The following is a 24,772-nucleotide window of genomic DNA, read 5'->3' as shown; positions in this document are numbered from 1 at the left end:
CTCTCAGACCAGCTACGGATCGTCGCCTTGGTAGGCCTTTACCCCACCAACAAGCTAATCCGACGCAGGCTCATCTGATAGCGAAAGGCTCCGAAGAGTCCCCTCCTTTCCCCCGTAGGGCGTATGCGGTATTAATCCGGATTTCTCCGGGCTATCCCCCACTACCAGGCAGATTCCTACGTGTTACGCACCCGTCCGCCGCTCGTCGGCAAAGAGCAAGCTCTTCCCGCTACCGCTCGACTTGCATGTGTTAGGCCTGCCGCCAGCGTTCAATCTGAGCCATGATCAAACTCTTCAGTTTAAATTTTTCATGCGAAAAATTTATATGCTCAATAGAACTTACTGCAAATTAACGAGTATGTTCGCTTAAGCGTCGCATTTAACTATTAACAAAAGGTGATAGCCTTTTGTAACCGATGCAATCGCACAAGCGCCCACACGAATTGTCTGATATCTTGTTAAAGAACTGATTAAACTGTGGCGATTTAATCGCTGATTCAGCAGTCAGCGCCGATCAGCAAGGCTGCACATCTTACCGTGGCAACTTTCGTTGTCAAGCGATCATTTTTCAGAAGAAGAAAGAAGCTTTCCAACTCACTGACGTTGCTCTCAAGCCCTGTCAGCGGATGCGCATCTTACCGCGCCAGTTTGATTTGTCAACCGGTTGTTTTTCATTCAATCCAAACAACCCATTTTCAAACCGCACTTCCCGGTCAGCGATAATGATTCATTCTGCTGATCCGTGGATGACCGTTTGGGTCAGTCCGTGGAAGTGGTGCAAATAATAGAGAAGTTTTGATGTTAATCAATAAGCGATGATGGTTTTACGTACAATCACCTACGCCAACTGACTTATAGAGATTATGGGCATCACTATGAGTCGGTAAAACAAGTGCTCAATTGGCTACACAATGAAAATACCACTCTCTACAGTGCCGGGTTGCTTTCCACCTGAGAGGGCTTTGCATGACAAAGCATTATTGGTCGGAACTTTCATGCAGTTTCATAATCGAATGGTTATTGAAACCAGTAATGAGTGGATAATCAAATGCACGCAGGTCAGTTATCACTTAACACGCCCCACAGCCGGGCAACCTCTACTAACACATCAATAGCAAGTAGTCTGTATACACTCCCATCAAAAAACATAACCAGTTTTTATTACCGTGGCGTTCAGGTTATGACCGAAATGCCTGAACTATTCACGAAAAAAGTAGTATATTGCAATAAAATGAATCACCTGCCTGGAGAACTTTACCATTGCAGCTCTGATGAAGTTATTCACTTGCTGTGTCGTCATTGCCTGAAGCACGAGCAACCAAACCCACGCACCAAACAACCAGGCACCCCGGATAATGTAGAGGTATACCGTTGCCCTATCGATAACTCCGAGACCTATCCGGACAAATTTCACTCCCGTGAAATCGAATCCACACATCTATATCAATGCCCTTCAAACACCACCAATGAAAATACTGATTGTCAATGGCACGGGCTTTATAGGGATCTCCTTAAGCACATTGCCGTATGTAGAAACTTTACTTTGGAAGACAGGATAACCATGCTCCAACACGCGAGTTCGGAGGCTACCGAAAGCCACTCAGCGCTTGATATACGCGTGGAAAAGCTGATAAAACAGGTAGAACAGATGAGGCAATTAATGCTCAAAGAGCAAGAATCCCTGATTGATGTAAAAATAGAGTCACTGGATAAAAAAATTGATTCACTGAACCAACAACTGCAAACGCTTACCCGGGCCTTTTACTTCTCTCCTCAAAATCCAAGACTGCACCCCAGTCCCTCGCTGACATCCGAACTCGAGCAACGCATCACTGACCTTGAAAAACGCAACACAGAATGTTGCCATACTGTTAAAGATCTTGAAAACCAACTGGCCAATGCATTTCATTTGATAGATCAACTTCTCAAAGCCAAAGCCGTACAAGGAAATCCGGTAACCACAAACGGCACCCTGCTTTGGAAAATTGATCAATTCACTGCCAAACGAAATGATGCTATAAGTGGTAAAACGAATATCCTATTCTCCCCTGTATTCTTTACAAACACTTATGGCTATAAATTGTGTGCAAAGCTCTACCTGAATGGTGACGGCTTGGGAAAAGGAACGCATATCAGCTTATTTTTAGTGGTGATGAAAGGTGACTACGATGAAACCCTGCATTGGCCGTTCCGACACAAAGTCCATTTTAATATTCTTGATCTGACGCACGGCGAAGACAGGCATGATGCTTTTCGCCCCGCCCCCTATTCTTCATCTTTTCAAAGGCCTAAAAAGGAGCGCAACATCGCTTCTGGCTGCCCTTGTATACTGGAATTATCCACACAGAACCTGGATAAATACGTAAAGAATGACACTATGTTCATAAGAATCTCGATAGATACTAATGAGCCCTAAGCGCCCGAGGCAAGGTTGCTTGAATATTTATTAATGACGATAGCAAAGCTCCCATTGTTGTTAATGGGAGCTTTGTAAAGCTAATTTACTAAGTCAGGAACATAATCTCATTTATTAAACGTAAGCATTTATCATCTGGACTATTCAACTGAACACAACCGGTTGTTTTTCTTTCGATCAATCCACCATTGCTGCAAACATTAAAAGACGGTCGTCTTCAGTTCACATGAAATATTGAAAACGCTGCATTTGATAAGGCACCACTTTCGCCTCAGTCATCGTCATTATCACCGTCATCATCTCACTTTGCTCTTCTAAAGCGGCATCGTGCACAAAGCCATTTTTGCTCAGCGGTGACAGGTATATGAGATCCCCCCCGGAAAGCTCCAGACTTTCAAGGGTAATCAACGTTTGTTTCAGATTTTCTCTTCTTAACTCCCCTGGTGCCGCTCCGGTCAGCAGCGTCAGACCAATATGGATCCCAGCCCGCCTGGCACTGTTAATCATGGCTATACATTTATCAAGGTCTCCTGATTTCCCCAGGTTGGCTCTTAACTCACCCCAACCGGTTTCCAGACCAATCACCAAATGACGCAAACCGCTCTCACGCAACTCATTCCACTGCGCTGTTGTCCGTTTTGCACTGAAATCAGGATCAGCGAATGTACTAACCTCCCTTTTAAAAGTGCCAAGCTTTTCCTTTATTAATGCCAAACAGCACATCAGTCGCCTCTGGGACAGAGCCATTGCATTCGCTGAGCCAAGAAATACACCGGGAGATGAATGCACCTTTGCACCATACAGCTCTTTTACATCAGCAAGATGTTGAGCAAACGCCGGTTCATTAAGAACCCTATAGGGCTTATCTTTATAGAAGGCACAGAACGTACACCGTCTGTTCGGACACCCTGTTGCTGGCATAATAACAATATCGCCATAACGGTCAGGCGGGAGAATGGTGACTTCTTCGGAATAGACTTCACGATAGAGGTCAGCAACATCGTTATAATCTTTATTGGTTAGCTGCTGGCTTGCCCGAATGACTTTATTATCAGCAGCAATATTTTTGATCCACCCCTGGTACGCCTCAAGCACCCTGTCCATCTCACCAGCTGGCAGTCGCCTCGCCTCTGCACCCAACACTATTGAGCCATCCATGCAACGGCGATAGAACGATGCCCCATCCCTGAAAGAACACCAATACCCCTGACTGTTGATGCGTGCTGACCGAAAGTGATCACTGTCTTCTATTTTACAACCATCCTTCAGATGACGAATATCAATACCCATACAACATACCAGAGTGGATTTCTGTTATCATTAAATTTGCTTGAGCCCTTGGTCATCAAGGACTGAAAAGAAAGACATTATAAAGGACAAGCATTTGCGAACATTTACAGTATTGGTATTTTATGTACTGTTTTCCGGGCAACTGCTGGCACACAGCGCCATGTGCAAAGAAGTTGTGTTGACCGGTTATCCTGACCTTCCGCCGGTAAGCTGGGGCGACTACCAGAGCACTCATGGCGCAGCCTCCGATTTGCTCACTGAAATTCTTGAAGAAGAAGGTATCCGTGTCATTAATGATTACTTTGGCGGAGCCAATCGGGTCACCCACAAACTTCGCCAGGGTATCATCCATATTAATCCGGCCATGATCTATCAGCAGAAATACCTGAATGAGGTCTACCATATCTACCCTCCTATTTACACGCAAAGCTATATGGTTGTAACCCGAAGAGATGATCAGCGTGATATACGGCACTGGTCAGATATGAAGGATCTTAAAGGAGTTGCACCACGAAATGTCCGGTTCAGCAAGGCGTTTGAGCAGTACGCAGACGATCACCTGAGTATTGTGAAAACCTTCCATGCACAGCAGGGCCTGAAAATGCTGAACGTTGGTCGTGTTGATTACGCCATCTACCCGCAGATCCAGGGTGATCTTTTTGTCTCCCTGCTGGACCTGGAAGGCAAGCTGGAAAAAATGCCCGTTGAGCTTTCCCCCTTTGATCTTTACATTGCGGTATCCAAAGCGCTTGGATGCACTCTGCCCGTCAACCAAATTTCAGAGAAACTGGTTAATCGACAGGAATCAGGTTATGCGGACAAAGTATTAAACGACAGTCTTTACAAATGGATGGGGTTCAGTCTCGAAAAACGAAAGAGCAGTATGAGATAGCCCAGTGATATCTCTCGAATTTCACCACCCTTATCAGAAAATATCTCTAAATATTATCACTGCACTTCCCTTTATTATATTTAATTGATCTGGATCATTCCGCATCTCATCTTTGATTTTTTAAAATCTTTACATAATCACCATTTCGATAAATAGTAGTAAGAGAAAGAGTCATCCATGAGTGTAGCTGAAGCTTCTCCAATGCCGGAGGTGAAACCGGGCGATTCCAGGTTGATGAATCGCTTCCTGAACGCCGTTGAAAAGGCAGGCAACAAACTGCCGGACCCGACACTGTTATTCCTTTATGGCATGGTCATCGTCTGGGTTTTGTCTGCCTTGATGTCCCAGATGAGCCTGGACATGGTGCATCCGGCCACCGGTGAAACTGTGGCGGTTAAAAACCTGCTGACCGGCTCTGCTCTTGCGGCCTTTCTTGCCAGTATGGTTAAGAATTTTGCTGGCTTTGCCCCAATGGGTATCGTCCTGGTTGCCATGCTGGGTATCGGCGTGGCGGAGAAGTCCGGTTTCATCAATACCGGTCTCAAGAAAATGCTGGGTGTCACCCCGGTCAAACTGTTAACCCCAATGCTGATTCTGGTTGCCATTGTCAGCCATACTGCAGCTGATGCTGGTTACGTTCTGGTTATTCCTCTGGGCGGTATTATCTTCCATGCGGCGGGCCGTCATCCTTTAGCGGGTATCGCTGCGGCCTTTGCCGGAGTATCCGGTGGTTTCTCTGCCAACTTTATCCCTTCCGGTATTGATCCACTGCTGCAGGGCTTTACTCAGTCGGCTGCACAAATTCTGGACCCGACTTTCCAGATGAACCCACTGGCCAACCTGTTCTTCACCGGTGCGTCCAGTATTGTTATCGTCGCTATTGGCTGGTATGTCACTGACAAAATTGTTGAGCCACATCTGCGGGGAACTGCTGCCCTGGATGAAGATGCAGAGAAAGCACCAGACCTTAGCTCCTTTACGCCAGAAGAAAGCAAAGCCTTTAATGCCGCTGGCCTGGCTATGCTGGCAGGTATCGCAGTGCTGGTTGCTGCCGTGATTCCTGAGACTTCGCCACTGCGCTCTCCGACCGGTGAAATCACAGCATTCTCTGCACCGTTGATGCAGTCTATCGTGCCGCTGATTTTTATCCTGTTTATCATTCCGGGTATTGTCTACGGTAAAGTTTCTGGCACCTTCAAGACCTCTAAAGACACTGTGGTTGCCATGAACAGCACCATGTCCACCATGGGCTCTTACCTGGTGATGTCTTTCTTCTGTGCGCAGTTCCTGTACGCGTTCTCCCAGTCTAACCTGGGTACCGTATTGGCCCTGAGCGGTGCGGAAGTTCTGCAGGCCATGAACCTGCCTGCCGAAATCACTGTTATTGGCATGATCCTGCTGACCGCCACCGTTAACCTGGTGATCGGCTCTTCTTCTGCCAAATGGGCCCTGATTGGTCCAATCCTGGTACCTATGCTGATGGCGGTGGGCATCTCTCCGGAACTGTCTCAGGCGGCTTACCGTGTTGGTGACTCGGTTTCCAACATCATTTCTCCGCTGATGGTTTACTTCCCACTGGTGGTGGTTTACTGCCAGCGTTATGTGAAGAACTCCGGTATCGGCTCTCTGGCTTCCATGATGATGCCATACTCCATCGCCATGCTGATCGGCTGGACTATCTTCCTGCTGGCTTACTGGGCGCTTGGTCTGCCACTGGGTATTCAGGCTTCTTACACTTACCCGGCCATGTAATATTCATCTCATTCTTTAAGGGGCTCTGGCCCCTTTTTGTTATAACCATTTTTCACCTTTCCCCGGGAAGGGAACTTATTTCATCAAAAAGAGTCTATCTTTCTAGTAAACCATGCTTGAGAGGGCTCCTGATTGTGTTCAATCTGATGAAAATTATCGAGGGAATGACACCCACCAGCTGGATGATTGCAGCTATCTGCCTGCTGTCATGGATTGCTATCATCCACTACTCCGGCAAGGTGACTGAGAAACGCTGGGGAGACAGGGAATCCGGAGCCCTGGTTGGTTTTTTTCTGCCCGGCTTTGTCTTTATGGCCATGCTTTATCTTATGTAAACCTGAACCGCCCTTCTCTACCGCCTGAGTAGCAGGCGCTCTCTAAGTCTTCAATAACGAATACTAATTGAACCAACCCCTCATTACTCCTGCCATAATCAATACCAGCACACAACTACTCAAAAATTCGTTAGTCTGCGCATATTGGACTTGTATTTTATCCACAATATGTGAATATGCGCATATCCACATGTTTGAGCAATTTTGATGCTACCCCCTGAGTTCTTCAAAATGATGGCGGATGAAATTCGCCTCCGTTGCCTGCTGCTGATAGCCCGGCAAGGTGAGTTGTGTGTCTATGAACTGGTATCTGCCCTGAATGAGCCACAGCCCAAGATATCCCGACATCTGGCACAAATGCGAAATCACGGTTTGTTAAAAACCCGTCGTAAAGATCAATGGATTTTCTATTCCGTAGCAGAAGGTCTGCCCGGCTGGATGAACAAAATCGTTGACGGCCTTCGCCACTCAAACTGTCTGAAAAGTGAGTACCAGCAGGATACCGGTCGGCTGGAATCCATGCCTGACCGCCCTGTTAAGGAGTAAGAAAATGACGATCAAAGTTGGTATCAATGGCTTCGGCCGTATTGGCAGGCTTGCACTGAGAGCCGCATGGCACTGGCCGGACATTGAGTTCGTCAGAATCAATGACATGGCCGGGAACAGCGCAACACTGGCCCACCTGCTGGAATTTGACTCTGTACAAGGCACCTGGCAGGAAACCATTTCATCGGACGACCGGCATATTGTCATCAATGGTCAGAGTATTGAGTGCTTTCAGGAAAAAGAGATCACTGCCGTAAACTGGTCGGATTGTGATGTGGTGATCGATGCCACAGGTGTTCACAAGGCAACAGCCAAACTTAACCAATATCTTGAGCAGGGCGTTAAACGAGTGGTCGTCACCGCCCCCGTCAAGGAAGAAGGCGTTCTGAATGTGGTTATGGGGGTAAATGATGATCTCTATGATGCCAGCCAGCATCGCATTGTCACCGCCGCCTCATGCACCACCAACTGCATAGCGCCTGTTGTTAAGGTCATTCACGAAAATCTTGGCATTACCCGCGGCGCTATCACCACCGTTCATGACCTGACCAACACCCAGACGATTCTGGACGCCCCCCATAAGGACCTGAGAAGAGCCCGCGCCTGTGGCATGTCCCTGATCCCGACAACAACCGGTTCTGCCACTGCCATCACTCAGATTTTTCCTGATCTGAAGGGCCGGTTGAATGGCCATGCTATCCGTGTGCCGCTGGCGAATGCATCGATCACTGATATGGTGTTTGACGTATCCCGGGATACTTCGGTGGAGGAAGTTAATCAGCTGTTGAAATCCGCCGCCGGGGATTCACTGAACGGCATCCTCGGTTATGAAGAGAGGCCCCTGGTTTCCATCGATTACCGTGGCGACCAGCGCTCTTCAATTATTGATGCACTGTCCACTATGGTGGTTGACCAGCGCATGGTAAAAATTTATGCCTGGTATGATAATGAAATGGGCTACGCTTGTCGTACGGCCGAACTTGCGCTCAAGGTTGGCAGAGAGAACGCCTGATGACTGAGACTACCCACGTTGAAAACACCAGGCAGTTCCGGCAACAGCAGATAAGAAATTATGCGCTTATCACCTTCAACTACTGGAACTTCACCCTGACCGATGGTGCCCTGCGCATGCTTGTGGTTCTCCACTTCTATGCACTGGGTTATTCCGGTTTGGAAATTGCCATGCTGTTTCTCTTTTATGAGTTCTTCGGGGTAGTCACTAACCTGCTTGGCGGCTGGCTGGGTGCCCGAATCGGTCTGAACAGAACCATGAATATCGGCCTGTTTATGCAGATCACCGCTTTGCTGATGCTGTCAGTCCCTGCCCAGTTCCTGTCTATACCTCTGGTGATGTTTGCCCAGGCGATTTCAGGCATCGCCAAGGACCTGAACAAGATGAGCGCGAAGACCTCCATAAAAACCCTGGTCAGTAGCCAACAGGCGGGAAAACTCTATCGCTGGATAGCGATTTTGACGGGGTCCAAAAATGCCCTGAAAGGTGCAGGTTTCTTTCTGGGCGGGGCCCTGCTCAGTCTGATTGGTTTTCAGAGTGCCATGCTGACCATGTCGTCTGTATTGACCCTGGTACTGGCAGGCAGCCTGATATGGCTGCAAAAAGACCTGGGTAAAGCCCGCAGCAAGCCCAAATTTACCCAGATATTCTCCAAGAGCAAGGCCATCAATACTCTCTCTGCGGCCCGCCTTTTTCTCTTTGCCTCCCGGGACGTATGGTTTGTCATCGCCCTTCCTGTCTCCCTGAGTGCCGTTTTTGGCTGGAGCCACGTGGAAACGGGGAGTTTCATGGCTATATGGGTGATTGGTTATGGCCTGGTTCAGGGTATAGCACCCAAAATTACCGGGGCTGAGAACCAGCATATCCAGAGTCGTACCGCCCTGGCATTGTGGTCAGCAACGCTATTACTGGTGTCGATCCTGCTGGCACTGGCGATAACATGCCAGTGGTATCCACAGTTGAGTCTGATTATCGGCCTACTGATTTTTGGCGGGGTTTTCGCCATCAACTCATCGCTGCACTCTTACCTGATTGTCTCTTTTGCCCGGGAAGAAGGTGCATCCATGGATGTTGGCTTCTATTACATGGCCAACGCCATGGGGCGCTTAACCGGAACCGTGCTTTCGGGATTGGCTTTTCAATGGGGAGGACTGGCAGCCTGCCTGTGGATCTCTTCACTCTTTATCATGCTCACTGCCATCATTTCACTGACGATGCCGGATCATAATCCGTAACACCAATTCTTGCCCAACAGCAGGGAAACCCAACCATCCAACCACCAGCGTTCTCATCATTCATGAGGCGCTGACTTTTGAAGAATTTGTATTGACCACATTGTATTAGAGAGGAACTTTTATAAGAACGAGTGGTCTCACACTGTAAGCCTTTAATTCTATAATTCAATGACTAATCCCTATTTAACCTCACACTCACTGTATGCGGAATTTCAAAAAGCGTATGAGTCTGTTATGTCAGGCAGTGGATTGGTTTTTAAAGCCTGTCCACAGCAAAGTAGCTTGGTGTTCGGGCTGCGCGTTGGTCAAACTGAACCCAGTAATTATTTCAACAACTTGATTCCATGTAGTGCATGTCTACATAATCCATTCAGTGATTCCCGCTTTAAAAAAGTGCCCGTCAGGGTTATTTACTCTCAAAGCTCCTCAGCTATTAATATTCATCACAATCCTGGTGAAGTTACTGATCCATTACCCAACAATCAACATCTTGTTGATCCTCGCTTTGTGCGAGCAATGCCAGTTTCTATAATCAACCCTCGAACAAATAGTGAACAGCTTCAACAAAATATACCTCCCGCAAGAAATGAGCTGCATTTTAATGCCTTTGCTTCCAGCTCTGGTGAATCTCTGCCCCTCTCTCATGATAAGCCTGACCGGAAGGCTAACGCGCAGCACGGGAAAGTAAGCGTTGCCAAACAAGCTCAGGCTAAGCCCGGGAAAGAGATCCCCTGTACCGGGGCCAAGAAAAGGAAGACAAACGAACAGACTGAGAAACGGAAGGCTTACTATAAGATCTGGTCACAGTCCGAGAGAGGAAAGGCTATGACGCGAGCCTGGGAAAATTCTGAGAAGGGGAAGACTTGCCGCAGAGCTTACCGGAAGACTTACGCATATTCCGAGAAAGGAAAGGCTTACCAGAAGGCTTACTCTCAGTCCAAGGAGCGGAAGGCTTACCTGAAGGCTTACTCACAGTCCGAAAGAGCAAAAGCTGCCAGACGAGCTTACAGGCACTCCGAAAAAGGGAGAGCTACCCAACGAGCCTGGGAACAATCTCTGAAAAGGAAGGCTTACAAGAAGGCTTATTCACAGTCCGAGAGAGGAAAAGCTTCCAAACGAGCTTACACACAATCCGAAAAAGGGAAAGCTACTTATCGAGCCCGGAAACAGTCCCTGAAAATGAAGGCTTTACAGAGTGCCTCCCATGAAGCTTTCAAGCATACCTGTGATCAGGAACAAGAGAAGATCACTGGTAAGCATGCTACCGTTTTATCTGCACAAACATCTGAAGCGACCGATTACAAATGATTCCTCTGATAGCCCTGATTACGGGCAGCGCCAAATCTTTACTGACCGGTGAGTTGAGCCCCATCGACTCGATAAATCAGCTTGACATGTCACCGTCTGACATTGCCGCTGCAAAACAACAGCTGCCCATTTACCCGATACCCTCACCAGCAGCACTTTATTTCTCAGCGTCTTGTGCTACCCACGACAGCTCCTCAATTAACAGCAAAGAACTTAACGACTATCAAATAGTCGAGCTTGACGAAAATACTACTCCAGGCTGTTTATCCTGTAGCGAAATAGATACTCAAGACACTGGAAGTATTAGCTCAACAGCCACCGATATGTCAGCCGGAGCGACGCCCGGCACCAGCATCAGCATTGAACAGAACTCAGGGCTTCACGACAATTACTCAATGATCAAGAACAGTCCGCCGTCCGATCCCTGGCCACAAGGAATATTGAGTAAGGATGACCATATAAACTATGGTGATTTAAGGGACTGGCTAAATGACTTAAATGGTATCTACGATGAAGAGCCTGTGTTTCGCTCTATTTTTAATCTTCCCTTCCCCTCAGATCAATCTCAACTATTCCCGGATCAAATAAGCACTCACCCAACCTATGGCTGGGTTTTTGATAATTTTCTGACGGACTGGATTAATGACAGGGTAATGCAGGTTATCACACCTGATCCGGGTGAACTTATGGATGACAGCCTTGCCAACGATAATAATCAATCACAACAAACTGAGGCTTCAAAGACATTTGACCAGATATACATTCCCTTTATTGAGAAGTTTGACCACCAGGATGAAGAGCAGGCAAAAGAGTTCTTCCAGAAAATATATGAACTGCTGGCCCCTCTCAGAGGGCTTCTGGTTATTACTATCGCGGGAATTGATAGAGGTAATGGCAATATTACCAAAGGACAGAGACTTTCGAGGTTGTTAAACCAGTCGGGAATTCCTGCTTCCAATATCAGAGTAATCGAATCACACGGGCACAGTTATGTATTGGCCAAAAGAGGCGAGAACAGGGATCATTTTGAATCCAGCCCCGAACCCTATTGGAAAAGCACCTGCTAACCACCGGTGTGAACTTCGGCAAATTTTTAAACAAACGCACCAATCTTGAAAGACAAAAAAGTGGAGAACTCGAAGGGGCAATTCTTCCGCTTTTTCTTTTGCAAACTCTAAAAACGACAAAACCCTTACGACAGATATCGTAAGGGTTAAGTTGAGCTATGTTGCTCACCAACACTTCTGAAACACCCGGCGAAGTGACCTTCTGGATTGAAGAGCTACGCAGCCAATTTGATGAAACCCTGGCTGCGATCAAGGATGGTGAAGCTAAATAAAGCCAACTCTCTCACAGGCATCCGTTTTCAAAAGATACCGAATGATTTCAGCCTGAAAAGCAGCTTCCTGCTTCTTTGAAAAAACCGGCTGTTGCATGGACAGTTTATGAGCCGAGAACTTAACCAGAATTCTATCTACAGCTTCTTGTTGGTGGGCCTTGAAAAGTGGCAGCATCGCACCCGAAGTACAGTAATACCCCTCTTTAAAAGGAATTATCCGACCACACATATTTGGAACTCGTGGAGAGTGTGAAAAGCCTACATCAATGATGTGTATATTTTCTCCAGTCAGCATATCCTCAACCGTGATTCCAAGTCCCGGCGTCACTGACGTTACAGAGAAAACTGAATAAAACGACGCATTTATTGCTTTGAAAAACTCAGGGCACTCCGCAACCACATTAGAATTCATGTTTGTGAAGCGCTCTATGGCATTAAAGAGCCCATTCCTTTGATTGTGATAAGCATAATCCATCAATATCGTTAGCTCATTCTCATTCTGAGCAATAATCTCCTTGCCAGCAGCTAACCCAAGCTTTTTGGCTGACTTAATGACAGCATCACCAGACAAACAGTCACTAATGCCTTCGAATACTTCCCGACCGATATCTCTGTTGTCATGATAATCTGCGAGTATCTTAGCTTGCTCAGATCGAGACAAATCTCTCAGATTCATAGTACATCTCAAATAGAAATAACGAGAATAATAGCTTGTTTGCTGATGAGCACCAGAAGCATATTTTTCCAGATTTAGTTCCAAGCCCCTACCAGACTTACGCCCTGAAACCTCCAGCACGACATTTAGCCTAACAATCTGACTTTAATAAGGAAAAACACCGCTGGAGACCTCGCAAGGCAAAATCCTCCACTTTTTCAGAGAGCAGAGAGAAAACGGCAAAAAAAGGTGGAAAATAGCTTGTTTGTGGGGAGGGCGAATCCTCCAGCGAAGTGCGTTTAACCCTTTGTTTACAGGCCCTATAAACGACAAAACCCTTACGACAGATATCGTAAGGGTTAAGTTGTATGGCGGACCGGACGGGACTCGAACCCGCGACCTCCGGCGTGACAGGCCGGCATTCTAACCGACTGAACTACCGGTCCGCTATCTAGTCTCTAGTTTCAAGATACTAGTTTCTAGCTGGTGGGTGATGACGGGATCGAACCGCCGACCCTCTGCTTGTAAGGCAGATGCTCTCCCAGCTGAGCTAATCACCCTGCGCTTGTGGCCGGTATGATATCGAATCGAGAGAGTGTGTCAATCCCTTTTTGCGGTATTTATCTGAACAATCCTCGAACAACAATTTCAAACAACAAGAGCGTCGGATAACAAGCATCAAACTCAGGGTGAACCTTATGCTGCTTTGTTCAGCCCCCCAGATGGATATAACTCTTTACCCGCCCCTCTTCTTTCAGCTGATCAATACGCACCTGCTGGATGGCAACACCATGCTTTGTTTGCAGCAGCACAAGCCATTTAAGCAGTTTCTGGTAGGCTGCATCTTCAACCCAAACCGAGAGGCCCTTGCGGTCTGGCTGCACTCTTCCCAGGGTAATACCTGCCTGTTGGGCAACATTGGCAGCTATGGAGGAGAGTTCCTGACGGGGTGAAGCTCTTTGTTGATTTTTCTGCAGGTCACGGGCTTTGGGTAAATTATTGTGTAACCAGGTGTTCATTTCCTGCTGATAGAGATAGTTGCTTTTCTGAGCCTTCGACCATTGGCTTACGGGCTCCCAAATCAGCAGATAGATCAGCGCTGCAAACACCAGAGTAACAAGCAGTTGGAGTATTTTACGATCTCCGGAAGGCCGCATTTCATACCAGGATTTACAGTGCTGCCAGTACGGGTTAGCCATTAGCAGGCGATTCAGTTTTTGCATGGTCCCCCCCAATCATCTCCTGATCGTAACTCTGGCAATCACACCGGACTTACCCTGGTTAGCGTTATCCAGCTTACCTTGTAAGCCGGAAGTGTTGAGCTTTTCCAGAAGCTGGTTCACCGTGTCTAACTCACCGGTTTCAAATTCATAGACCAGTTGACCGGTAGCCTCGTTGAAATCCAGATGCCTGGGCTCAAGTTTTACTTTGTCGCCCATGGTGCCAGAAACATGGGAAAGAGCCTGAAGCATGGATAGAAAAGGGGTTTCGGAGATTTGAGCATCCAGAGTACGAAAGCGGTGCTCCATTATTTGCTTCACATTAAAAGACATCTGTTGTCGTGCCTGTGCCTGCTGGGCTTGTCGGTCACTGGGGAATACCGAGAGGTAGTTTTTTATGGAATCCCTCCAGAGGGATTCCGACTTATTCTGATAAATCACACCTTCTGTAACTGACAGTCCAAGCTCAAGAATCAGCCAGCAGCCAGCCGCAGCCAACAGTGGCCACCAGCGCCGGATAAATCGCCCGGTTCTTCTCGGGCACTGATAGGCCCCCTGTCGGAAATCAAGCAGCTGATTGTTGCGCCTTGCAGTAAAATAGAGCCCGGCAAAATACTCAAAGACCGAGCCCTTAAGCGGTAACTTATCGACGAGCCAGCCACGCTCAGCAAGCAAACCGGATGTTTCATCCATTCTGGTTGCGGTAACCGCCAGCGTATTGTCAGAGAACATCAATCTGACTTTTGAGGGCAGCTCATTCACTGTTTCAGCAACCGTATTATCCAGAGAGCTGGCCAGAGTATCAGGGAGTTGATGATCTCCCTGATCGGGATGATCCGGGAATACGATGGGGAGCGCTTCGTAATTCAGGGTGACGCCTTCACGACCGGGTGAGGCCATCATCACCGCATCATTGTCCATTATCAGGCAGGTATATCCCGGCTCAGCCTTCAGAAACTGCATTTCAGCCAGGATGCTGGTCAGGGGTAACTGATGTTCCTCAAAGAGGGCCAGCATGGCCTGTAGGGTTGAGTGGGGAATACCGGCGACAGAAACCTGCAAGTCCCTGTCAGGAAAACCATGAACAATATGCATGGTTTCAATATCCTGGGCCAGATGCTCCTCCACCAGATAAGGGAGTGCGGTTGCCAGGTGCTTTTTCTGGCCCGCATTAATCATCAGGTGTTTATACAAACAAAGCGATCCCCCCAGGAGCAGAATGACCTCATCCGGCAGGCGGTCAACGTCCTCTCGATCTTCAGGCTCGTCAGCACACCATGCTGCTCTGAGCTGATCAATCGCTGTCAGATGGAGTTCTCCGGTCAAAGAGCCTGCCGATGTAAACTTCCCCCACTGGACAACGGTACTGGCATCAACAGAGCTGACTGGAGCAGGCATTCGAACCAATAGTATTTTTTTCATTTATTAGCCCCTGAGTTCCCTGTTAAATCGGCCTTATTAGCAGGAGCCCAATATTGACCCGGCCCGATTTCTCTGCCGATAACCTGCACATGCCCCTCACTGCTTCGGTAAAAAATCGTTTTTAAGTAAAAGGTGGTCTCTCTAAAGGTTGCCTTAATCCGGGCACTGAAATACTGACTGTCGAATACTACCCGCTCATTTTGATTTCTCTCATTAAAAATCCCGGCCTTTCCAGATAGAGCGACAAGCTGATTCAATTCTTCAATATTGGATAACCCGGCATCACCCCGGCGGCTAATGATCATTAAGGCATCCCCTTCGGAGATATTCTTGTTTAACGAACGGATAACCTCTGGCAGAGCTGTGTTCATATTCATTTTTGATGATCTGGGTATAACCGTAATATATGGCAACAGTTTTTCAACTTCCTCGTTATTAAAACCATCAATTAATATCAATTCCGAGACCGATGTCATTTCAGTTTGTCCGGTTCGTCTTGGGGGAACAAGGGATAGATAGACCTGATCTTCCGTTCCCCTTGAGACACTTTTCTGCTCTTTGTTCATCCAGCGAGCTATGTTGTCGGCCAGTTGCGGATCCATGGATTGCGCTGTCAGCAGATTCTCAAACATTTGCACAGCCGGTGAACCACCTCTTTCCGCCCGCGGTTCACCTGAGGGCTTACTCTCATCAGCAAGCCAGTTCAAATTAAACCGGCTCTGTTCATCCTGAACCTGTAATTCGATAACGCCCTGTTCTACGTCATAGTTGATGGTTTCAACATTCCACAGCTCATTTTCATGATCCACCATTCGGTTATTTTTTTTATCCTGTTGAAAATCTTGTTCCAGCAGCCATGCGACGTACTGTTCAGCGCCCAGTGCATAGTGTTTTGCCTGGGTTCTTTCCAGATATCGGGCGTTCTTCTCAGTGTGCAGCCAGAGATTCATAACAATCTCAGAAGCGACCGTTGTGATCAGCAAAAAAATCAGCAGCACATAAATAAGAGCAATCCCTGATTGGTGGCATGATGGGAATTTACCAGGCGAAGCCCTGACTGGCTGGCGGTTTTCAGCAGGCTCAATAACCATCGACACTATCTCCGGATCGGCCTGTGGGCTGTGGCCGTATGTTACCCGGCGCGTTATTCCTGTTCTCCTGGGATGGGTCTCCCTCTTTATTGCCCTGATCAGGTTTGTACGTGATCAGCGGAACCACGGTGACCATGGACCCCATCGTCTCATGAACAATGGTCAGCTCCACGGCCGTCGGTACTTGATCTGCGCGTCCCACATTGGCAACTGACTGCAGGTTCTGTTTTGGAGGCCAGCTGCTTATCCATTCCTTGTGATCATTGCGGAATCGTACTTTCATGCTGTTCACACCAGACAGCACAACCTGACGAATACGAGTAGATTCCGGAGCCCTGTCCAAAGCAGGCCAGTAATAACGGATTAACTGATGACCCTCCACAGCATAAGCCACACGTTGCAGTGTACTTCGTGCTGCCTTCAGGGAGTTTTGCCATCCTGAACGGGTAAACTCCATTAACGTCCTGCCCGGACCCGGGGCTTTCAGTGCAGGCTGCTGCAAGCCTTGTTCATCCCTGACCGGTCTTCGGGTTATTTGGAACACGTCTTTTTCCAGAATGATTTCAGCCCGTTGTAATTTATCCATGTCATCCAGCACCAACTGCGTTGCTTCCTGTGCACGGGTGACTGACATAAACAGCTTATAGGCTGCCGTACTGATCATGCTGAACAGTACGATAGCAACCATTAACTCGAGAAGGGTAAAGCCACCCGGTACCTGAACAATGTTCAAGTGTCTACCCATAGCCAGGCAAAAACGTTTGTTGAGCATTATTGCCGGGGCCTCCTCAGCCAGGTAGATAACCTTGCCAGGGGAACAGCACCTTTTTCTGGTTCAGACTCACCGATAAATACTTCGACCTGCACCTGTCTGAAATCGGGTGACCCGGTGGATGCGGATGTTTCCCGGACATACCACTGAAAACCGGCATAGCTTTCAATTTGAGGCCTCACTGCCGAACCACTCCAGCGCCCCTCGGCATAAAGTGTATTGAGATAGTGGTCGGCAATCTGCGAAGCCAGTATTTTTTCCTTCTGGTATCGGGTCTGGCGAATGCTGTTGCCATCAGAAAGAATCAGCATAGAAGCGGCCAGGGCAAATACGGCCAGAGCCACCATAACTTCCAGCAAGGTAAAACCCTGACCACGATTCAGGTTTCTGCTGGGTAGAAAAAGCCGGTTTAGCCTGAAACCCCAATAACTCATAGCAACGCTCGTTACTCCCTGACCCATTCAATATCGGACAATCCGTCTGTGCGCAGATAGAGTGACTGTTTGCTGTTGCCAACCGGAACAATGCCGAGCCTGAAGGGGGTTACCTGGTAGTCTGAATAGAAAACAACGGATGGATACTGTTCATCCACATCAAAAGGCATGAAATTCTCACTGGACTCAAGGCTCAGGCTTAATGTGTCTGGCAGCAACCTGGGCTGAAAAGGGGATTGCGCCAACTCAGCCCATTCCTGAGTATCTGCCGGTAATACCCACCAGCGGTAATACCCGTCGTTATCAATTGAGAAGCCGTAGTGATTATTTTCCAGCAGCGCTTTGTCACGAACCTGGGTAAATAATGCCTGCAATCGTGTCGCTTCTTTCTGCACCACCTTGTGAATGCTGCCGGTTATCGGGCTTAGCAGGGTAATACCCAGAAGAACCCCAATGATGACCACCACCACCAGCATTTCGATCAGGGTAAATCCTTGCTGTTGAGGTGATGCCATTTCCTTGTCCTGTTTGCCAAAAAAACCTTGGAGCCTGTCGGACTTAAGCGTCCGTAGCGAGGATTGCGAGAAATTGAGGGTAAAAATTTCTGCTTCTGAGGAGAATAGCGGGGCTATTTGACGAAGAAGCAGGAATTTTTAGACCAATTTATCGCAACCGCAGTAGGGCAGTCTTAAGTCCGACAGGCTCCTAGTTATCCCAGTTCACAATATCAGCATCGAGACCTTCGCCGCCCTCACGGCCATTCGCTCCGAAAGAATAAAGGTCATACTTGCCGTGATTACCGGGCTGTAAATACATGTAGGGATTCCCCCACGGATCCAATGGCACTTTTTTCAGGTACCCTTCGGGATTCCAGTTTCTAGGCTCTGGAGGAGAAGATGGTTTCTGAGTCAGTGCCTCAAGCCCCTGGTCCAGGGTGGGATAAAAACCATTATCAAGCCTGAAAAGCTCCAGCGCCTGAGAAATCGCTTCAATATCCGCACGGGCAACGGTGACCTTTGCCTGATCAGGCCGGGAAAGAATTTTGGGAACCACCATAGCTGCCAGAATTCCCAAAATGACCACCACCACCATAATTTCAATCAGTGTAAAGCCCCGTTCAGCGTGCACTGAATTAGCCGCATCAGGCCCTCTTCTTCTAAGCCGGTTTTTTATCATGTTGGTTGACCTCGATTTTCTGTGAATAGGCCGTTCAGCATTTTTCATCCAGGACGATTTAGCTCTGTTTCACTCCTGGCCTCAATTCAACAGCTGATTCATATTGAGTATCGGCAACAGGATAGCCAGAACAATCATCATGACCACTCCCCCCATCAGGACCAGCATCAAAGGCTCAAACAGTCCAAGGATGACGGTTATGCGCCCTTCCAGCTCCATCTGCTGATTCTGTGCAGTTCTCTCCAGCATTTGATCCAGCTCTCCGGTTGCCTCGCCACTGGCGATCATGTGGAGCATCAGGGGTGGAAAGTAGCCGGTTTCTGCCAGTGCCCTGTGAAGACTGGTTCCTTCACTGACTCGCCGGGCAACATCCTGAACGGCATGTTTGATGGCATCGTTATTAACCACCTGGGCAGCAATCATCAGGGCCTCTACCAGCGAAACCCCACTGCGGGTTAACATGCTCAATGTACTGGCAAAGCGGGCGGCATTGGCCGTTCGGACAAATCGCCCAACCAACGGCAACGTTAACTGAACCCGGTGCCAGGAAAGTCGTACGGAGGCCTTTTTCAGTGAATGCCGGACAACCACAATAGCCGCAACAATCACACCAAAAATCACCGGCCACCATGTCTGAAACCCCTCACTGGCATTAATCAATAGCTCTGTGATTAATGGCAGCTCCTGACCGGAATCCAGAAAGACCTTAATAACATCCGGCACGACAAATCCCAGCAGGAAACTGACAATCCCAATGGACGCCAACATCAGTATGACCGGATAGACCAGTGCCTGCTGTATTTTCTGGCCAGAACGCATTCTGGCCTCAGTGTAGTCGGCCAGACGATTGAGAACACGGTCGAGATAACCGGCATGCTCCCCTGCCGCAACCGTTGCCCGATACATCTGGGGGAAGACTTCCGGGAAGGCTTCCAGGCTTTTGGCCAGGGTATAGCCTTCAAGCACCCGTGAACGAACAGCCAGCAACATATTTTTTATTCGTCTTTTTTCCTGCTGGGCTGCCACACCATTGAGCGCCTCCTCAATAGGCATTGCCGCCTGGATCAGCGTAGCCAGCTGCCGGGTTACTGTAGCCAACTCAACGGCTGAAATGCCCCGGCGCAGAAAGAAGCTTCGGCCTTCCTCTCCCTGCTGTTTGCGATCGGCAAGCGTATTAACTGACAGCGGTGTCCACTGTTTATCCCGCAGCATCTGGCGAACCTGACGCCCACTGTCCGCTTCCAGGGTACCTTTATGCTGTTTACCCTGATGGTCCAGGGCTATATATTCAAACGCGGCCATAATCCTGAGCCTTTTTCTTCAGCAGCCATAATCAGTCTTTCTGGGTAACCCGAAGTACCTCTTCAAGTGTTGTAACCCCTTCCAGCACTTTTCTGCTGCCATCTTCACGGATGCCGGGACTGGACTCACGAACACAGTCCGTAATCTCCTGCTCCCCTTTGAGCCCATGGATCATTCGCCGGACCTGCTCATTAATAACAAAAACTTCATAAATGCCGGTACGCCCGCGATAGCCACTGAAATTACAGCACTTACACCCTTGGGCGTGATACAGCGTTACCCCATCAGAAGCATCAATGCCTAACTGCTGGCATTCGGCATCATCAGGGCTGTATGGCAATTTACAGTCACTGCAGAGCACCCTGACCAGACGTTGGGCAATCACCCCAAGTAGACTGGACGACATCAGAAAAGGTTCAATGCCCATATCCTGAAGACGGGTCAGGGCACCGACCGCCGTATTGGTATGAAGCGTGGAAAGTACCAGATGCCCGGTCAAACTGGCCTGTACCGCTATTTCAGCGGTTTCCCGGTCACGGATCTCTCCGACCATCACCACATCGGGGTCCTGTCGCAGAATAGCTCTCAATCCCCGGGCAAAAGTCATATCGACTTTTGTGTTTACCTGGGTCTGGCCAATCCCTTCCAGGTGATACTCAATGGGGTCTTCAACGGTGAGAATATTTCGGGTCTGGTCATTCAGAAGGGTAAGGCTGGCATATAGAGACGTTGTCTTGCCGGATCCTGTTGGCCCTGTCACCAGAATAATGCCATAAGGTTTTTGCAGCAGTCCTTCGATCAGTGAACGGTTCCGCTCGGTCATACCGAGGTGCCTGAGTTCAAGACGGCCTGCTGCTTTGTCCAGAAGCCGGAGTACGACCCGCTCACCATTACTGGAAGGCAGCGTGGACACCCGGACATCCACTTCCTTACCGGCCACCCTCAGCGAAATCCGGCCATCCTGGGGTACCCGTTTCTCGGCAATATCCAGCCGGGCCATCACCTTGATGCGGGAAACCAGCAAAGAGGCAATGGTCCTTTTAAGTGACAGTACTTCCCTTAATACACCATCCACCCGCAGCCGAACCACGAGTGCCGACTCAAAGGTTTCAATATGCACATCGGAAGCACCTTCCTTGATCGCCTCAGTGAGCAGCGCATTAATTAAACGGATAACCGGGGCATCGTCACTTTGCTCAAGCAGGTCTTCCGTGATCGGAACGGCATCCGCCAGACTGGTCAGGTCCGGGTGATCACTGATGCCGGCGGCATCCTGCAATGCTTCTGAACTGTCATTGTGATAGCAGTGAGCCAGCACCTCTGACAGTTTTTCGGCATCGACCTGCTCATAGGCAGGAAAAACACCGGAAAAGCGACTGATTTCAGCAATCAGCTCAGCCGGTGGTGTGTTATGAAAATAGAGTGTGGCTATCCCACTATCATTCTCAATGAGCACAACGCCATGCCTTTTGGCAAAACTAAAAGGCAGTCTTGGTAAAACGCTGGCTTCGCTTTCAGCATCATCTTCGGTGTCATAGTCAGTGGTCAGAGGTGTAGCCAATATCATGAACTCCTTAAATCAAAAAGGAAGCACCCGGGAGGCGGTTAGGCCTTTCCTTTTTGAAAAAACTTATTTCTTTAAAAAACAAAACTCTTATGCTTTTATTTAGAGTAAAGAATAGCCTATTCGTTAACTTCAGAAGATATGACCATGAAACCAGTGGTTTTCACCACATTTCTGCAATGGGGGCATAAAAATAATCGGAACCTTATCATTCTGATTATTTTCATCGTTATGATCCTTAGCCTCAGTTTTCAAGCATTTCACTTTTATCAAATCGTCAGCAGCGAACCCTTGCAAAATAGTGATAATAATAAAACTATCGTTTTAAAAAACGCCTCAACCATCAAACATGAAGACTTTGAGTTGATTTTTGGTTTTAGTGACAATCAGGAAATAACTCAAAACAATAAAGAGATCCCCATAACAAAAATGAATCTGATTCTCAGAGGGGCACTCTCAGGTATTGAAAACAAAAAGTACGCAAGTGCAATTATTCAAATAGCCAACCAGGACAAGTTATATGAAATTGGTGACGCTCTTCCCGGAGGTGCCATTCTGAATCAGGTTTATTCCGATCACATTGTCATTCAACGGGGTAACCAGCTTGAAAAACTATACTTTCCGGAAACAGCCAGGGATTCCAGAGCCTTTCAGGAATTCAGGCCTGTGGCGGAAGACACCCCCGAGTCAATGGAGCAGCGTCCGGGCAACCATGATTATCCGGATGATATGTCTCTTGAACAGCGAATGCAGGACCTCAGGGAGAAACTGCAGGACGCCAGTCAGGAACTGTAATGACAACAATGACAAACTGCTGAGTTAATGGTCACATCATGAACACCAGAGCGCTACTCTTGTTACCACGTTTACCACACTCTCATAACAGAAAGTTAATCAGAGCCATTCCTCTGGTGCTGATGATGGCTGTCACCCCACTGTTTGCCAGCAAGGTAAATACCGGTTTACAGCCTGCTGCCAATAACGCTGTACCGGTGCCCAATGATAAGCTCTGGACACTGAATCAGCAGAATGCCGATATCCGTGAATTTATCACTCAGGTGGCCAAAATAACCGGAGAGACATTTGTTATCGATCCCCGGATTAAAGGAGGCAATACCGTTACCGTCATTTCCAGCAAGCCATTGAGCCGGGATGAGGTCTACGATGTTTTCCTGGAAGTCCTCTCCGCTAATGGTTATACCGTCATTCCCAAGGCCGATGGCCATATTATTAATGTTGTCCCCACAGCCACGGCAAAAACCAGCAGCCCCGGAGACACTCCGAAGCCCATTGATGGCGTGATGACCACCAGGGTTGTCGATCTGCACAGCGTATCCGCTGTCGAAGTCATCCCGATTATTCGCCCCCTGATTGCCCAGTATGGCCATGCTGCGGCATCTGCTTCCAGTAATGCGGTCATCATCAGTGACCTTGCCGATAATGTAGAGCGCATCACCAAACTGATACGGGAGCTGGATGATGCCGGCAATAACGACTATGAAGTCATCCAGCTGAAACACGCCTGGGTGGGAGATGTCTCAAAAATAATCTCGGATACCCTGGTCACCGGCAAGGGACAGCTCCCCAGCGGGCTCCAGGTGATCGCCGATGAGCGAAGCAATCGTCTGGTGGTTAAAGGCAATGCCAGCAAACGGGCACGGGTCAGAAAACTGGCTGACACCCTTGATAAGGAAGGTATTCGAAAATCGACCACCAAAGTCATGTTCCTGAGTTTTGCCGATGCCAAAAACATTGCGGAAATTCTGTCGGAAGCCTCAGGCATTATTCAGGACAGCCAGGGAAAGAGAACCGCTGCAACGCCATCGTCATCGGTTGCATCAAGCTCAGTCTCCCCCGGCTCATCAAACCAGTCCTCTTCCCAGGCCACCACCAAGTCTGGGGCCAAAAGCAAGTCCGCAGCCACGACGGCGTTTGTCAAAGCGGATGAAACCCAGAATGCCCTGGTGATGATTGCCGACCCGGAAACCCTTCAGGAGATGGAAAAAATTGTCCGCCAGCTTGATGTGCCGAGGGCCCAGGTGTTATTGGAGGCCGTTATTGTTGAAGTGTCTGGTGGGATTAACGATGCGCTGGGTGTTCAATGGGGCATTGATGGGACTAACACGATTCGTGGTACATCAACCAGCTCCGATTCAGGTAACAGTATTAAAAGCAGCATAACCGGACATATTCTGGATAACACCGGTATTGCCCTCGGATCCCTGGCGCTGCGCGCTGATAACTTCGGCGTTCTGGTCAGCGCCTTAAGCGCAAAGTCCAATAACAATATCCTCTCTACCCCCAGCATGCTGACCCTGGATAATGAAGAGGCAGAGCTGATTATCGGCAAAAACATTCCCATCAAAACCGGCTCATACCAGACGTCATCCAGTGGCAATAGTAATAACCCTTTTACCACCACTGAACGCAAGGATGTGGGGCTAAAACTCAAGATCACCCCCCATATCAACGAAGGCAACAGCCTGAGACTGATGCTGGAGCAAGAGGTTTCTTCACTGGATGTGGGCACCACCAAACAGTTGCTTGGCTCCGATAGCAATGACCTGCTGTTCAACACCCGCTCCCTGAAGACCTCGGTACTGGTGGATGATGGACAAACCGTCGTTATTGGTGGACTGATTGAAGACATCAAATCCAAAAGCAGGAAAAAAGTACCACTGCTTGGGAGCATCCCAATTTTGGGCAACCTCTTCCGTTATAACCAGAGCGGCGATGAAAAAAAGAACCTGATGTTGTTTATCCGCCCCACCATTATGCGTAACTCGGAAACACTGGTAAAAGCGACCCGGGATCGATTCACCAAACTGAAGCTTATCGGTAATAGCAACGGCAGACAGGCTATTAACCTTCCGAACCAACCCGAAGAGTTATTTGATGCAAAAACCTATGATCTGAGAAACAAGGACTGACGGTAATGGCCTGTATTGTGCCGAGACTCAAGCGGGGTTTTAAGATACCCGATAAACGGCATAGGGTTTATTGTATTTCAG

Annotated in this window: 22 protein-coding genes, 2 tRNA genes and 1 rRNA gene; 11 read left to right on the top strand and 14 right to left on the bottom strand. The window is 48.4% G+C overall.

Annotated features, from left to right (window positions below):
- Positions 1-301, bottom strand: a 16S ribosomal RNA gene (locus ACO6VE_RS08235); the annotation flags it as partial.
- Between the two features lie 747 nt (positions 302-1,048).
- Between ACO6VE_RS08235 and ACO6VE_RS08230 the strand changes: the two genes are divergently transcribed.
- Positions 1,049-2,416, top strand: coding sequence for a hypothetical protein (locus ACO6VE_RS08230; RefSeq protein WP_422460749.1), 1,368 nt, complete (start codon positions 1,049-1,051; stop codon positions 2,414-2,416).
- A gap of 222 nt (positions 2,417-2,638) precedes the next feature.
- On the opposite strand, the gene ACO6VE_RS08225 is transcribed toward ACO6VE_RS08230, so the two are convergent.
- On the bottom strand, positions 2,639-3,706 hold the full coding sequence (locus tag ACO6VE_RS08225; RefSeq protein ID WP_422460747.1) for a radical SAM protein: 1,068 nt from the start codon (positions 3,704-3,706) through the stop codon (positions 2,639-2,641).
- Between the two features lie 94 nt (positions 3,707-3,800).
- On the opposite strand from ACO6VE_RS08225, the gene ACO6VE_RS08220 reads away from it, so the two are divergent.
- From ACO6VE_RS08220 to ACO6VE_RS08185, 8 genes are all read left to right on the top strand, one after another.
- A complete protein-coding gene (locus ACO6VE_RS08220; protein WP_422460745.1) occupies positions 3,801-4,598 on the top strand; it encodes a substrate-binding periplasmic protein in 798 nt (265 codons plus the stop codon).
- A gap of 177 nt (positions 4,599-4,775) precedes the next feature.
- Positions 4,776-6,350 carry an AbgT family transporter gene (locus ACO6VE_RS08215; RefSeq protein WP_422460743.1) on the top strand — a complete coding sequence of 525 codons (1,575 nt, stop codon included), beginning with the start codon at positions 4,776-4,778 and terminating at the stop codon, positions 6,348-6,350.
- A 146-nt stretch (positions 6,351-6,496) separates the two neighbouring features.
- A complete protein-coding gene (locus tag ACO6VE_RS08210; protein WP_269674812.1) occupies positions 6,497-6,685 on the top strand; it encodes a hypothetical protein in 189 nt (62 codons plus the stop codon).
- A gap of 207 nt (positions 6,686-6,892) precedes the next feature.
- Complete coding sequence (locus tag ACO6VE_RS08205) at positions 6,893-7,231, top strand: metalloregulator ArsR/SmtB family transcription factor (protein ID WP_422445932.1); 339 nt, start codon at positions 6,893-6,895, stop codon at positions 7,229-7,231.
- A 4-nt stretch (positions 7,232-7,235) separates the two neighbouring features.
- Positions 7,236-8,243: an ArsJ-associated glyceraldehyde-3-phosphate dehydrogenase gene (locus tag ACO6VE_RS08200; RefSeq protein ID WP_422445934.1), complete on the top strand. Its 1,008-nt coding sequence runs from the start codon at positions 7,236-7,238 to the stop codon at positions 8,241-8,243.
- Positions 8,243-9,478, top strand: coding sequence for an organoarsenical effux MFS transporter ArsJ (gene arsJ, locus ACO6VE_RS08195; RefSeq protein WP_422445936.1), 1,236 nt, complete (start codon positions 8,243-8,245; stop codon positions 9,476-9,478). The genes ACO6VE_RS08200 and arsJ overlap by 1 nt, the downstream gene beginning before the upstream one ends.
- 168 nt (positions 9,479-9,646) lie before the next feature.
- A complete protein-coding gene (locus ACO6VE_RS08190) occupies positions 9,647-10,786 on the top strand; it encodes a hypothetical protein (RefSeq protein ID WP_422460741.1) in 1,140 nt (379 codons plus the stop codon).
- A complete protein-coding gene (locus ACO6VE_RS08185; RefSeq protein WP_422445940.1) occupies positions 10,783-11,853 on the top strand; it encodes a hypothetical protein in 1,071 nt (356 codons plus the stop codon). Before ACO6VE_RS08190 ends, ACO6VE_RS08185 begins: the two co-directional genes overlap by 4 nt.
- Positions 11,854-12,117: 264 nt before the next feature.
- On the opposite strand, the gene ACO6VE_RS08180 is transcribed toward ACO6VE_RS08185, so the two are convergent.
- From ACO6VE_RS08180 to gspE, 12 genes are all read right to left on the bottom strand, one after another.
- Positions 12,118-12,885: a hypothetical protein gene (locus tag ACO6VE_RS08180; protein ID WP_422460740.1), complete on the bottom strand. Its 768-nt coding sequence runs from the start codon at positions 12,883-12,885 to the stop codon at positions 12,118-12,120.
- Between the two features lie 264 nt (positions 12,886-13,149).
- Positions 13,150-13,226, bottom strand: a tRNA-Asp gene (locus ACO6VE_RS08175).
- A 38-nt stretch (positions 13,227-13,264) separates the two neighbouring features.
- Positions 13,265-13,340, bottom strand: a tRNA-Val gene (locus ACO6VE_RS08170).
- A gap of 150 nt (positions 13,341-13,490) precedes the next feature.
- Entirely contained in the window at positions 13,491-14,003 is a 513-nt protein-coding gene (gene gspM, locus ACO6VE_RS08165) for a type II secretion system protein GspM (RefSeq protein ID WP_422445944.1), read from the bottom strand.
- Between the two features lie 12 nt (positions 14,004-14,015).
- Positions 14,016-15,422: a type II secretion system protein GspL gene (gspL, locus tag ACO6VE_RS08160; protein WP_422445946.1), complete on the bottom strand. Its 1,407-nt coding sequence runs from the start codon at positions 15,420-15,422 to the stop codon at positions 14,016-14,018.
- Positions 15,419-16,513 (bottom strand): type II secretion system minor pseudopilin GspK, encoded by a 1,095-nt coding sequence (gene gspK, locus ACO6VE_RS08155; RefSeq protein WP_422445947.1) that lies wholly within the window; start codon positions 16,511-16,513, stop codon positions 15,419-15,421. The genes gspL and gspK overlap by 4 nt, the downstream gene beginning before the upstream one ends.
- Positions 16,503-17,285: a type II secretion system minor pseudopilin GspJ gene (gene gspJ, locus ACO6VE_RS08150; protein WP_422445949.1), complete on the bottom strand. Its 783-nt coding sequence runs from the start codon at positions 17,283-17,285 to the stop codon at positions 16,503-16,505. Before gspJ ends, gspK begins: the two co-directional genes overlap by 11 nt.
- Positions 17,285-17,719 (bottom strand): type II secretion system minor pseudopilin GspI, encoded by a 435-nt coding sequence (gspI, locus tag ACO6VE_RS08145; protein WP_422445951.1) that lies wholly within the window; start codon positions 17,717-17,719, stop codon positions 17,285-17,287. The genes gspJ and gspI overlap by 1 nt, the downstream gene beginning before the upstream one ends.
- Before the next feature lie 11 nt (positions 17,720-17,730).
- Positions 17,731-18,234 (bottom strand): type II secretion system minor pseudopilin GspH, encoded by a 504-nt coding sequence (gspH, locus tag ACO6VE_RS08140; RefSeq protein WP_422445953.1) that lies wholly within the window; start codon positions 18,232-18,234, stop codon positions 17,731-17,733.
- Positions 18,235-18,424: 190 nt separating this feature from the next.
- Positions 18,425-18,895, bottom strand: coding sequence for a type II secretion system major pseudopilin GspG (gspG, locus tag ACO6VE_RS08135; protein WP_422445955.1), 471 nt, complete (start codon positions 18,893-18,895; stop codon positions 18,425-18,427).
- Positions 18,896-18,976: 81 nt separating this feature from the next.
- Positions 18,977-20,197 (bottom strand): type II secretion system inner membrane protein GspF, encoded by a 1,221-nt coding sequence (gene gspF, locus ACO6VE_RS08130; protein ID WP_422445957.1) that lies wholly within the window; start codon positions 20,195-20,197, stop codon positions 18,977-18,979.
- Between the two features lie 31 nt (positions 20,198-20,228).
- A complete protein-coding gene (gene gspE / locus ACO6VE_RS08125) occupies positions 20,229-21,764 on the bottom strand; it encodes a type II secretion system ATPase GspE (RefSeq protein WP_422460738.1) in 1,536 nt (511 codons plus the stop codon).
- 144 nt (positions 21,765-21,908) lie between these two features.
- Between gspE and ACO6VE_RS08120 the strand changes: the two genes are divergently transcribed.
- Together ACO6VE_RS08120 and gspD are read left to right on the top strand one after the other, a co-directional pair.
- Complete coding sequence (locus tag ACO6VE_RS08120) at positions 21,909-22,556, top strand: type II secretion system protein N (RefSeq protein ID WP_422460736.1); 648 nt, start codon at positions 21,909-21,911, stop codon at positions 22,554-22,556.
- Between the two features lie 38 nt (positions 22,557-22,594).
- Positions 22,595-24,691 (top strand): type II secretion system secretin GspD, encoded by a 2,097-nt coding sequence (gspD, locus tag ACO6VE_RS08115; protein ID WP_422460734.1) that lies wholly within the window; start codon positions 22,595-22,597, stop codon positions 24,689-24,691.
- The last annotated feature ends 81 nt before the right edge of the window (positions 24,692-24,772 follow it).

It is taken from the genome of Endozoicomonas sp. ALB115 (genome assembly GCF_049310245.1).
Lineage (GTDB): Bacteria > Pseudomonadota > Gammaproteobacteria > Pseudomonadales > Endozoicomonadaceae > Endozoicomonas.
This window is presented reverse-complemented; position numbering and strand designations above follow the sequence as displayed.

What these genes read in the sequence shown, in the direction of transcription:
- ACO6VE_RS08215 (WP_422460743.1), top strand. Translation starts at nt 4,776, where the DNA reads ATGAGTGTAGCTGAAGCTTCTCCAATGCCGGAGGTGAAACCGGGCGAT.
- ACO6VE_RS08210 (WP_269674812.1), top strand. Translation starts at nt 6,497, where the DNA reads ATGAAAATTATCGAGGGAATGACACCCACCAGCTGGATGATTGCAGCT.
- ACO6VE_RS08230 (WP_422460749.1), top strand. Translation starts at nt 1,049, where the DNA reads ATGCACGCAGGTCAGTTATCACTTAACACGCCCCACAGCCGGGCAACC.
- gspD (WP_422460734.1), top strand. Translation starts at nt 22,595, where the DNA reads ATGAACACCAGAGCGCTACTCTTGTTACCACGTTTACCACACTCTCAT.
- ACO6VE_RS08185 (WP_422445940.1), top strand. Translation starts at nt 10,783, where the DNA reads ATGATTCCTCTGATAGCCCTGATTACGGGCAGCGCCAAATCTTTACTG.
- arsJ (WP_422445936.1), top strand. Translation starts at nt 8,243, where the DNA reads ATGACTGAGACTACCCACGTTGAAAACACCAGGCAGTTCCGGCAACAG.
- ACO6VE_RS08205 (WP_422445932.1), top strand. Translation starts at nt 6,893, where the DNA reads ATGCTACCCCCTGAGTTCTTCAAAATGATGGCGGATGAAATTCGCCTC.
- gspJ (WP_422445949.1), bottom strand. Translation starts at nt 17,285, where the DNA reads ATGCTCAACAAACGTTTTTGCCTGGCTATGGGTAGACACTTGAACATT.
- gspH (WP_422445953.1), bottom strand. Translation starts at nt 18,234, where the DNA reads ATGGCATCACCTCAACAGCAAGGATTTACCCTGATCGAAATGCTGGTG.
- ACO6VE_RS08190 (WP_422460741.1), top strand. Translation starts at nt 9,647, where the DNA reads ATGACTAATCCCTATTTAACCTCACACTCACTGTATGCGGAATTTCAA.
- gspE (WP_422460738.1), bottom strand. Translation starts at nt 21,764, where the DNA reads ATGATATTGGCTACACCTCTGACCACTGACTATGACACCGAAGATGAT.
- ACO6VE_RS08225 (WP_422460747.1), bottom strand. Translation starts at nt 3,706, where the DNA reads ATGGGTATTGATATTCGTCATCTGAAGGATGGTTGTAAAATAGAAGAC.
- ACO6VE_RS08120 (WP_422460736.1), top strand. Translation starts at nt 21,909, where the DNA reads ATGAAACCAGTGGTTTTCACCACATTTCTGCAATGGGGGCATAAAAAT.
- ACO6VE_RS08200 (WP_422445934.1), top strand. Translation starts at nt 7,236, where the DNA reads ATGACGATCAAAGTTGGTATCAATGGCTTCGGCCGTATTGGCAGGCTT.
- gspI (WP_422445951.1), bottom strand. Translation starts at nt 17,719, where the DNA reads ATGAGTTATTGGGGTTTCAGGCTAAACCGGCTTTTTCTACCCAGCAGA.
- gspM (WP_422445944.1), bottom strand. Translation starts at nt 14,003, where the DNA reads ATGCAAAAACTGAATCGCCTGCTAATGGCTAACCCGTACTGGCAGCAC.
- gspG (WP_422445955.1), bottom strand. Translation starts at nt 18,895, where the DNA reads ATGATAAAAAACCGGCTTAGAAGAAGAGGGCCTGATGCGGCTAATTCA.
- gspF (WP_422445957.1), bottom strand. Translation starts at nt 20,197, where the DNA reads ATGGCCGCGTTTGAATATATAGCCCTGGACCATCAGGGTAAACAGCAT.
- gspL (WP_422445946.1), bottom strand. Translation starts at nt 15,422, where the DNA reads ATGAAAAAAATACTATTGGTTCGAATGCCTGCTCCAGTCAGCTCTGTT.
- gspK (WP_422445947.1), bottom strand. Translation starts at nt 16,513, where the DNA reads ATGGTTATTGAGCCTGCTGAAAACCGCCAGCCAGTCAGGGCTTCGCCT.